We start from the raw sequence: 8,877 nt of genomic DNA, 5'->3' as shown, positions 1-8,877 counted from the left end.
GGGCACCCGCGGCCGGCGCCTCGCGGTCGCGGGCGTGCCGGGGGAGCCGGCGGGGGCCGACGGCTGCCCGTACGCCGCCCGCTGCGCCGACGCGGACGCCACCTGCCGCAGCGCGCTGCCGCCGGTCGTGCCGGTCGGGACGCGGTGCTGGCACCCGGTGGCGGCCGGGCGCGCCGAGCCGGTCCCGGCACCGGTCGCCGCGCCGTCGGTGGCCGACCGGGCACCGCAGGAGCCCGCCGCGTCCGGGCCCGCGCTGCTCGAAGCCGCCGGGCTGGGCAAGAGCTACCAGGGCCGCGCGGTGCTGCACGAGGTCTCGTTCACCGTCCGCACCGGCGAGGTGCTGGGACTGGTCGGTGAGTCCGGCTCCGGGAAGACCACCGCCGCCCGGATCGTGCTCGGCCTGGAACGCCCCGACTCCGGCAGCGTGCTGCTGGCCGGCCGGCCGTGGAGCGCCGTGCCCGAACGGCGCCGCCGGGCCGACCGGTTGCGCATCCAGGCGGTCCAGCAGGACCCGCTCGGCTCGTTCGACCCGCGGTTCACCGTGGCCCGGGTGATCGGCGAGGCAGTGGCCCGGGCCGGCGTCCCGCGCGGCCCGGTGCGCCGCCGCCGGACCGCCGAACTGCTCGACCAGGTCGGCCTGTCCGCCGGTCTGCTGGGCCGCCGGCCCGGCGAGCTCTCCGGCGGGCAGCGCCAACGGGTGGCGATCGCCCGGGCCCTCGCCCCGGCCCCGCAGCTGCTGGTCTGCGACGAGCCGGTCTCCGCACTCGACGTCTCGGTCCAGGCCCAGATCCTCGACCTGCTCGCCGACCTGCGGCGGGAGCTCGGCCTGGCGATGCTCTTCATCTCGCACGACCTCGGCGTGGTGCAGCACCTGGCCGACCGGGTCGCCGTGATGCAGGGCGGCCGGCTGGTCGAGACCGGCGACGTGGCCGCCGTGTTCGGCGCGCCGCGCGCCGCCTACACCCGGCACCTGCTGGCGGCCGCGACGTGACCGGGACCCTGTACGCCGTCAGCGACCTGCACCTGGGCTACCCGGAGAACCGGGAGGTCCTGGAGACGCTGCGACCGGACTCGCCGGACGACTGGCTGATCGTGGCCGGGGACGTGTCGGAGCGGTTCGACGAGGTGGCGTGGGCGCTGCGCACACTGCGCGACCGGTTCGCCAGGGTGGTGTGGGCCCCCGGCAACCACGAGCTGTGGACCCCGCCGGACGATCCGGTGCCGCTGCGGGGTGCGCACCGCTACCGGGCCCTGGTCGAACTCTGCCGTGAGCTCGGCGTGTCGACCCCGGAGGACCCGTACCCGGTGTGGACCGGGCCGGGCGGCCCGGTGGTCGTCGCGCCGCTCTTCCTGCTGTACGACTACAGCTTCCGCCCGCCCGGCAGCTCGAAGGCCCAGGCCCTGGCCGCCGCCGAGGCAGCCGGGGTGGTCTGCACCGACGAGCTGCTGCTCCACCCGGACCCGTACCCCGACCGGGAGAGCTGGTGCCGGGCCCGGCTCGCCGAGACCGAACGCCGGCTGGCCGCCCTCGACCCGGCGGTGCCCACCGTCCTGGTGAACCACTACCCGCTGCGCCGCGACCCCCTCGCGGTGCTGTACCACCCCGAGTTCGCGCTCTGGTGCGGCACCGAGCGGACCGCCGACTGGCACCTGCGCCACCGCGCCGCGGTGGTGGTCCACGGCCACCTGCACATCCCGCGCACCATGGTGCTGGACGGGGTCCGGTTCGAGGAGGTCTCGCTCGGCTACCCGCGCGAATGGCAGCGGCGCGGCTTCGGCGGCCTGCGCCGGATCCTCCCGGCGGGTGCGCCGTGATCGGCTCGATCCTGCCCGGCTCGGTGGCCTGGGCGGAGTCCTTCGGGGACGTGGGGTCCGCCGATCTGCACCCGGCGGAGCAGGAGTTGGCCGCCACCATGGTGCCGGTGCGGCGGCGCGAGTTCCGCACCGGGCGGGACTGCGCCCGCCGCGCGCTCGGCCGGCTCGGACTGCCTCCGGGCCCGGTGCTGGCCGGTCCGCGGGGCGAACCGCGCTGGCCGGCCGGCGTCGTGGGCAGCCTCACCCATTGCCCCGGCTACCGCGCCGCCGTGGTGGCCCGCCGCAGCGACCTCCCGGTCCTGGGCATCGACGCCGAACCGCACCGCCCGCTGCCCCCGGGCGTCTGGTCCGCCGTCTCCCTGCCGCAGGAGCGGGCCCGGCACGGCGCCCTGCGGCAGTTGCACCCCGGCATCCACTGGGACCGCGCGCTGTTCAGCGCCAAGGAGGCGGTCTTCAAGGCCTGGTACCCCCTGACCGGCCGCCCGCTGGAATTCGAGGAGGCCGACGTCACGCTGTCCCCCGACGGGACCTGGCGGGCCCGCCTGCGGCTGCTGGCCGACGGCACCCCGCTGCACGGCTTCGCGGGCCGCTGGCTGGTGGCCGAGGGCCTGCTGCTGACGGCCACGGCGGAGGCGGTGGGGCGGGGGTGACGGGACGGCCGGGCTTCCGTTCGGAGGGGGCCGCCGTGCCGGAGTGGCGCATTTGACGGTGCGGCAGGCGGATTCAGAGGGTTTTCAGAGGCACTTGGCCATGGCCCGTCAAGGGCAGGGCGGGCAGGCTGGTCTCCTCCTCGCGCGGCGGGCAGTCGCGCGGTCGTTCCCCCACCGTGCCCTTGGAGGCGCCATGCCCGTGCTCGATGCTGCCCGTGCCCGAACCGCCGTGCCCGCCGCGCTGCTCTGCCTCGCGGTCTCCTGGATCCACGTCCAGGACCAGGGCGGGTTCCCGGGGGACAAGACGCCCCACTACGTGGGGATCGGGTACTACCTGCTGGAGGTCGCCGGAGTGGTGGCGGCCGCGTTACTGCTGACCGGGGCCCGCATGGTGCCCGAGCGGCCCGCCTGGCTGCTGGCGGTCGGGGTCGGGGTGGGCCCGCTGGTGGGCTTCGTGCTCTCCCGCGGCCCGGGCCTGCCCGACTACAGCGACGACAAGGGCAACTGGACCGAGCCGCTGGGGCTGGTGAGCCTGGCCGTCGAGCTGGGCCTGGTGCTGCTCGCCGCGCTGGCCCTGCGCCGGACCGCGGCCGGCGCGGTGGCCGGCCGGGCCTAGCCCGAGGAGGTCGACCGGCCCCGCCCGCACCCGCCCACGCGGGCGGGCAGGGCCGGTCGGCCCCCCGGCCGGGCCGGCCGGGCCCTGGCAGCCCGCGGTCGGCCGCGGGAGCGTGGAAGGGAGACCCGCCGACCGAGGAGTCCCGATGACCATCGCGCACCAGCCGTCGCAGGCCGTGGCCGCCCTGCTCGCCGACGGCACGACCGCCGTGATCCGCCCGCTGGGGGCCGCCGACCACCGCGCGGTGCTCGCCCTGCACGCGGACCGGATGAGCGAGGAGAGCCGCCGCCTGCGGTTCTTCGGGCACAGCCGGCGCGCCCCGTGGCTGACCGCGGACCGGCTGTGCGCCGGGCCGCGCGACGGCCTGCTCGCGCTCGGGGCCTGGGTGGGGGGCGAGCTGATCGGCGAGGCCGACTGCGAGCGGCTCGACGACCGGCCCGACCACGCCGAGCTGGCACTCGCGGTCGCCGACGCCTGGCAGCACCACGGCGTCGGCACGCTGCTGTTGGAGCACCTGGTGGCCGCCGCCCGCCGGCAGGGCGTCACCGCGTTCGAGGCCGACACGCTGGCCGGGAACCGTCAGGTGCACCGGCTGTTCACCGACCTCGGCCTGCCGGTGCAGCGCAGCTACGAGCAGGGGGAGGTCCGGGTCACGGTGCCGCTGGACGTGGACGCCGAGGCGTACCGCGCCGCGGTGGACGAACGCGGGCGGACCGCGGACGTCGCCAGCCTAGCCACCCTGCTGAAGCCCCGCTCGATCGCGGTGGTCGGCGCCTCCCGGCGACCCGGCTCGGTCGGCCAGACGGTGCTGCGCAAGATCCGCCAGGGCGGCTTCACCGGTCCGCTGTGGGCGGTGAACCCGTCCGCCGACCGGGTCGCGGACGAGCCCTGCCACCCGTCGGTGACCATGCTGCCCGAGGTCCCGGAGCTGGCGGTGCTCGCCGTCCCGGCCGCCGCGGTGCCCACCGTGGCCGAGGAGTGCGGGTCGCTCGGTGTCCGGGCGCTGGTCGTGCTCGGGTCGGGACTGGACGCCGAGCAGGCCGACCGGCTGCTGCACGCGTGCCGCCGGTCCAGCATGCGGCTCCTGGGGCCCAACAGCATGGGCCTGGCCCAGACCGACCCGGCCGTGCGGCTGGACGCCGAGTTCGGCGGGGCCCCGCTGCTGCCCGGCACGGCCGGAGTCGCCGTGCAGTCCGGCGGCGTGGGGATCGCCCTGCTGGAGCGCCTCGCCGACCTGGAGATCGGCGTCTCCAGTTTCGTCTCGCTCGGCGACAAGTACGACGTCAGCGGCAACGACCTGCTGCAGTGGTGGGAGCAGGACCGGCGGACCGACCTGGCCCTGCTCCACCTGGAGTCCTTCGGCAGTCCGCGCGCCTTCTCCCGCACCGCCCGCCGGGTCAGCCGCAGGATGCCGGTGCTGACCGTGGACGCCGGGCGGTCCGCGGCGGGACGCCGCGGTGCGGCCTCGCACACGGCCGCCGCCGCGACGCCGACGGTCACCCGGGAGGCACTGTTCCGCCAGGCCGGGATCACCGCGACCCGGAGCATCGCCGAACTGGTCGAGACCGCCGCACTGCTGCGCGCCCAGCCACTGCCCGCCGGGCGGGGCGCCGTGGCCGTGCTCTCCAACGCCGGCGGGATCGGCGTGCTCACCGCGGACGCCTGCGCCGAGGCGGGACTGGCCCTGCCGACCCTGGCACCGGGGGCCGTCGACGCCCTGACCGCGGTGCTGCCGGACGGTGCGGCGGCCGCCAATCCGGTGGACACCACGGCAGCCGTCGCCGGTGACGAACTCGCCGCTGCCATAGCACAGTTGGTGGACAATCGGCAGGTCGACGCGCTGCTGGTGGCGCTGGTCCCGACCGCGCTCGGCCCGGACCCGGTGCAGACGCTGCTGGCCGGTCCGGCGGTGCGCCGGATCCCGGTGGTGGCCGTGCTGGCCGACCAGGACGTGCCGGTCCGCTACCTGCCGTGCGCCGACGGCGGCCAACTCCCCGCCTTCGCGGACCCGGTGGCCGCGGCCCGGGCCCTGGCGCACGCCCGCGACCGGGCCAGGTGGCTCGCCGAACCGGTGGCCGCGCCGGCCGTCGCCGACACGGCCGACCCGGTGGCCGCCCAGCACCTGGCGGCGGCCTACCTGGCCGCCCATCCGGACGGCGGCTGGCTGGACCCGGCCGACACGGCCGACCTGCTCGCGTGCTACGACCTGCCGCTGACCAGCGCGATCTGGGCCCGCAGCGAGCAGGACGCCGCCCTGGCCGCCCGGACCCTGGCCCGGCTCGGGCACGAGGGCCGGCTCGCCCTGAAGGCCTACTGGCCGGAGCAGGTGCACAAGAGCGCGGCCGGGGCAGTCCGCACCGGTCTGCGTTCCGAGGCCGAGGTGTGCGCCGCGTACCGGGAGTTCGAGACCGCCTTCGGTGCCCGGATGGTCGGCGCGGTGGTGCAGCCGATGGCCGCCCCCGGGCTGGAGCTGCTGGCCGGAGTGGTGCAGGACCGGGTCTTCGGCCCGCTGGTGGTCTGCGGCCTGGGCGGCACCGCGACCGATGTGCTCGACGACCGCAGCGCCCGGCTGGCGCCGCTGACGGTCCGTGACCTGAGCACCATGATCGGTGAGTTGCGCGGCGCCCCGCTGCTGCTCGGCCGCCCCGGCACACCGCCGGTGGACCTGGCGGCGCTGCACCGGGTCCTGGCCGGCCTGTCCCGACTCGCCACCGACCTGCCGCAGCTCGCCGAGGTCGACCTCAACCCGCTGATCTGCGCCCCCGGCGGACTGGTCGCCGTCGACGCCAGGATCCGGCTGGAGCCGCGGCCCGCCTTCGACCCCTACCTGCGCCGCCTGCGCCGACCGGTCACGGGGGAGTGAGCCGGGCCGGCGCTGCCGCACCCGGTCGGCAGGCCGACGGCACTCCCGCCCACGGTCCGCCGGCCCGGCCCGACGGCGTCAGTCCGACGGCGTCAGTCCGAGTGCGTCAGTCCGAGTGCGTCAGACCCGTGGTGTCGACGAACAGGCCGGCGAACGCGGCCGCGGCCGCGGTCAGGGCCGGCACGCTGTTCGGGTGGCTGCCGTGCCAGCACACGGCGAGCGCGGCCGCCGCGGAGCCGAGCAGCCCCACCACCGTCAGGGCGACCCAGGCCCAACCCGCGACGAGCCCCTTCTTCGGCGCGCCCGGGGCGGTGCCGTCCGTCCGAGGGTTGATCACGGCACCGAAGAACGCCGCCGCCACGACCGACAGGTTCTTCGTGAACGTCGACAGGTCGGGGCTCTGGACCCGCCAGGCGATCCAGCCGAGCACGGCCATCAGGCCGGCGAAGGCGATGCCCAGGACCCAGGCGGCCACGGCGGCCTGGGCGGTGGTCAGCTTCGGCACCCGGAGGCCGATGTCCGTCGGAGCCGGGGTCTGCGGTTGCGACACGGTGCACCCTCCAGGGGATCGCGGGACTGGGCGTCGGCCCGCTCCCGGGTGGGGGAATGGTACCCAGCTGAGTGATCGTCACGGCACCGGCGGCAGAGCGGACGGCAGAGCGCGCGCGTCCGTCGCCCTCGGGGCCCCGGCCGCCCCGGCCGGACCGACCGTCCCGGCGCCCGGGTCGAACGGCCCAAGCGGGGGAGCGGTCCGGCGGCGCAGAGTGGGGACATCATCGTGAGGGGAGCGAACAGTCATGTGGCACCGCACCGTTGAAGACGTGATGACACGTCAGGTGGTGTCGGTCCGGCCCGGCACCCCGTTCAAGGAGCTGGTCCGGCTGATGCTGGAGAACGAGATCAACTCCGTCCCCGTGGTGGACGAGCAGGGCCGGCCCGTGGGCCTGGTCTCCGAGGCCGACCTGGTCCACCGGGTGGCGGTGCGACCCGACCCGCACGGGCCCACCCCGGGCCAGCCCGCCGAGGGCGACGGACGCGCCGCGGCGCTCACCGCGGGCGGGCTGATGAGCACGCCGGTGGTCACCGCGCGCGGCGACTGGAGCATCCCGGAGGCGGCCCGCACGATGGAGCGGGCCGGGGTCAAGCGGCTGCCGGTGGTGGACGGGAGCGGCCGGCTGGTCGGAGTGCTGGGCCGGCGCGACCTGCTGCTGGTCTTCCTGCGGCCGGACGTCGCGATCCGCGAGGAGGTCGGCCGCGAGGTGCTGGAGCACACCGCCCTGGTGCCCCGGGGCGCGGTGCGGGCCGAGGTGCGCGACGGCGTGGTGACCCTGGTCGGCCGGGTGCCGCTGCGCAGCACGGCCGCGCTGGCCGAGCGGCTCTGCGGCGAGGTGGACGGCGTGGTCGCCGTGCTGCCCCGGCTGGAGTGGGCCGAGGACGACACCGAGCTCGCCGCGCGCGCGGCGGGCTGAGCAGACCGACGAGCAGGAGGACGAGTCATGAGCACCGCCATCGCGCCGGTGGGCGGGACCACCGCGGTCCTGGTCGGGGGCGACGTCTACCCGGTCACGGTCGAACCGACCGCGGACGGGACCGGTACCCGCCGGCTGGTCGTGGGCGAGCCGGCCGGCGAGCCCGGAGCCGGCGCCGACGACCTGCTGGTCGCCACCATGGCCGCCGGGGTCGCCGACGCGGCCCGGCGCCACCTCGACCACCACCGGATCGACCGGACCGGACTGCGGGTCACCGCCGAGTTCCGGGCCGACCGGACCCGGTCGGCCGGGCCGGCCGTGGTGCGGCTGCGCCTCACCGCGCCCGGCCTGCCGCAGGAACGGATGGCCGGCCTGCTGGCGGTGGCCCACTTCTGCGCCGACCACTGCGTGGCGGGCCGGGTGCCCGAGGTGGTGGTGGAGCTCGTCACGGGGTGACGGGCGCTCACCTGCGGGGGGCGTGCACCGAGGCGGACGTCGGGGGCGCCGGGGAGACCCGGTGCCCCCGTCGTCGTGGGGTTGTCCGGCTGCCGTGTGTCGGCCGGCGGGTTGCTTCTGCGAGAATCGCGGCACAGGTCAGCGGTCGCAGGAGGCACCCTTGGGCGGGGAACAGGCAGCACGTTCGCGGATCCCGCAGCTCCGGCTGGACGAGTTGTTGGAGGAGCTGCAGGCCCGGATCGACGCGGCGCGCGGCACCCGGGACCGGGTGCACAGCCTGCTGGAGGCGGTGCTGTCGGTGGGGCGCGAGCTGGACCTGACCCAGGTGCTGCGGCGGATCGTCGAGGCCGCGGCGGTCCTGGTGGACGCGCAGTACGCGGCGCTCGGGGTGATCGGCCCGGACGGCCGGACGCTGTCCCAGTTCCTGACGGTGGGGGTGAGCGAGGAGCAGATCGGCCGGATCGGGCCGTACCCGACCGGCAAGGGTCTGCTCGGCGAGCTGATCCACCACCCCGAGGCGCTGCGGCTGCGGGAGATCTCCGAGCACCCGTCCTCCTACGGCTGCCCGGCCCACCACCCGGTGATGCGCAGCTTCCTGGGGGTGCCGGTCCGGGTGCGCGACGAGGTGTTCGGCAACCTCTACCTGACCGAGAAGCGCGGCGGGGAGGAGTTCGACGCCGACGACGAGTCGGTGATCGCGACCCTGGCGGTGGCCGCCGGCGTCGCGATCGACAACGCGCGGCTCTACGAGGCCGCGCAGCGCCAGCAGCGCTGGCTGACCGCCAACGCCGAGATCACCCGGACCCTGCTCTCCGGCAGCCCGCGCGGGCAGGTGCTGGAGCTGATCGCCCGGCGTGCGCTGGAGATCAGCGGGGCTGCGCTGGCCGACATCTGCGAGCACCGGGACGGCGAGCTGCGGATCGAGCTCTCGGTGGGCGGCCCGGCCGCCGACCGGGCCGGGATGCGGCTGCCGCTGGAGGGCACCCTGTCGGGTGCGGCCTTCACCGC

Annotated in this window: 9 protein-coding genes; 8 read left to right on the top strand and 1 reads right to left on the bottom strand. The window is 76.6% G+C overall.

All coding sequences use genetic code 11. The features are described 5' to 3' along the window. The 5 genes from ACFW1A_RS34510 to ACFW1A_RS34490 all read left to right on the top strand — a co-directional run. Nucleotides 1-991 (top strand): ATP-binding cassette domain-containing protein (locus tag ACFW1A_RS34510; protein WP_380416197.1); only part of this gene is annotated, 991 nt, incomplete at its 5' end. Beyond that, nucleotides 988-1,815, top strand: coding sequence for a metallophosphoesterase family protein (locus tag ACFW1A_RS34505; RefSeq protein WP_380416195.1), 828 nt, complete (start codon nt 988-990; stop codon nt 1,813-1,815). The genes ACFW1A_RS34510 and ACFW1A_RS34505, both read left to right, overlap by 4 nt. After that, on the top strand, nt 1,812-2,465 hold the full coding sequence (locus ACFW1A_RS34500; RefSeq protein WP_380416192.1) for a 4'-phosphopantetheinyl transferase: 654 nt from the start codon (nt 1,812-1,814) through the stop codon (nt 2,463-2,465). Before ACFW1A_RS34505 ends, ACFW1A_RS34500 begins: the two co-directional genes overlap by 4 nt. Nucleotides 2,466-2,658: 193 nt before the next feature. Then, entirely contained in the window at nt 2,659-3,081 is a 423-nt protein-coding gene (locus ACFW1A_RS34495; RefSeq protein WP_380416190.1) for a hypothetical protein, read from the top strand. A gap of 145 nt (nt 3,082-3,226) precedes the next feature. Continuing rightward, nucleotides 3,227-5,944, top strand: a complete 2,718-nt coding sequence (locus tag ACFW1A_RS34490) for a GNAT family N-acetyltransferase (protein WP_380416188.1) — start codon at nt 3,227-3,229, stop codon at nt 5,942-5,944. Nucleotides 5,945-6,050: 106 nt separating this feature from the next. On the opposite strand, the gene ACFW1A_RS34485 is transcribed toward ACFW1A_RS34490, so the two are convergent. Beyond that, nucleotides 6,051-6,494 carry a hypothetical protein gene (locus tag ACFW1A_RS34485; protein WP_380416186.1) on the bottom strand — a complete coding sequence of 148 codons (444 nt, stop codon included), beginning with the start codon at nt 6,492-6,494 and terminating at the stop codon, nt 6,051-6,053. A 274-nt stretch (nt 6,495-6,768) separates the two neighbouring features. Here ACFW1A_RS34485 and ACFW1A_RS34480 point away from each other — a divergent pair, with 274 nt between their 5' ends. From ACFW1A_RS34480 to ACFW1A_RS34470, 3 genes are all read left to right on the top strand, one after another. Next, nucleotides 6,769-7,413: a CBS domain-containing protein gene (locus ACFW1A_RS34480; protein WP_380416200.1), complete on the top strand. Its 645-nt coding sequence runs from the start codon at nt 6,769-6,771 to the stop codon at nt 7,411-7,413. A gap of 27 nt (nt 7,414-7,440) precedes the next feature. Then, nucleotides 7,441-7,869, top strand: a complete 429-nt coding sequence (locus ACFW1A_RS34475) for a hypothetical protein (RefSeq protein WP_380416184.1) — start codon at nt 7,441-7,443, stop codon at nt 7,867-7,869. Between the two features lie 160 nt (nt 7,870-8,029). Next, the coding region (locus tag ACFW1A_RS34470; RefSeq protein ID WP_380416182.1) for a GAF domain-containing protein at nt 8,030-8,877 on the top strand (848 nt) is incomplete at its 3' end.

This window comes from Kitasatospora sp. NPDC058965 (assembly GCF_042741245.1).
Taxonomy (GTDB): domain Bacteria; phylum Actinomycetota; class Actinomycetes; order Streptomycetales; family Streptomycetaceae; genus Kitasatospora.
Note: the sequence above shows the minus strand (reverse complement) of the source record. Positions and strands in the feature narration are given on the sequence as shown.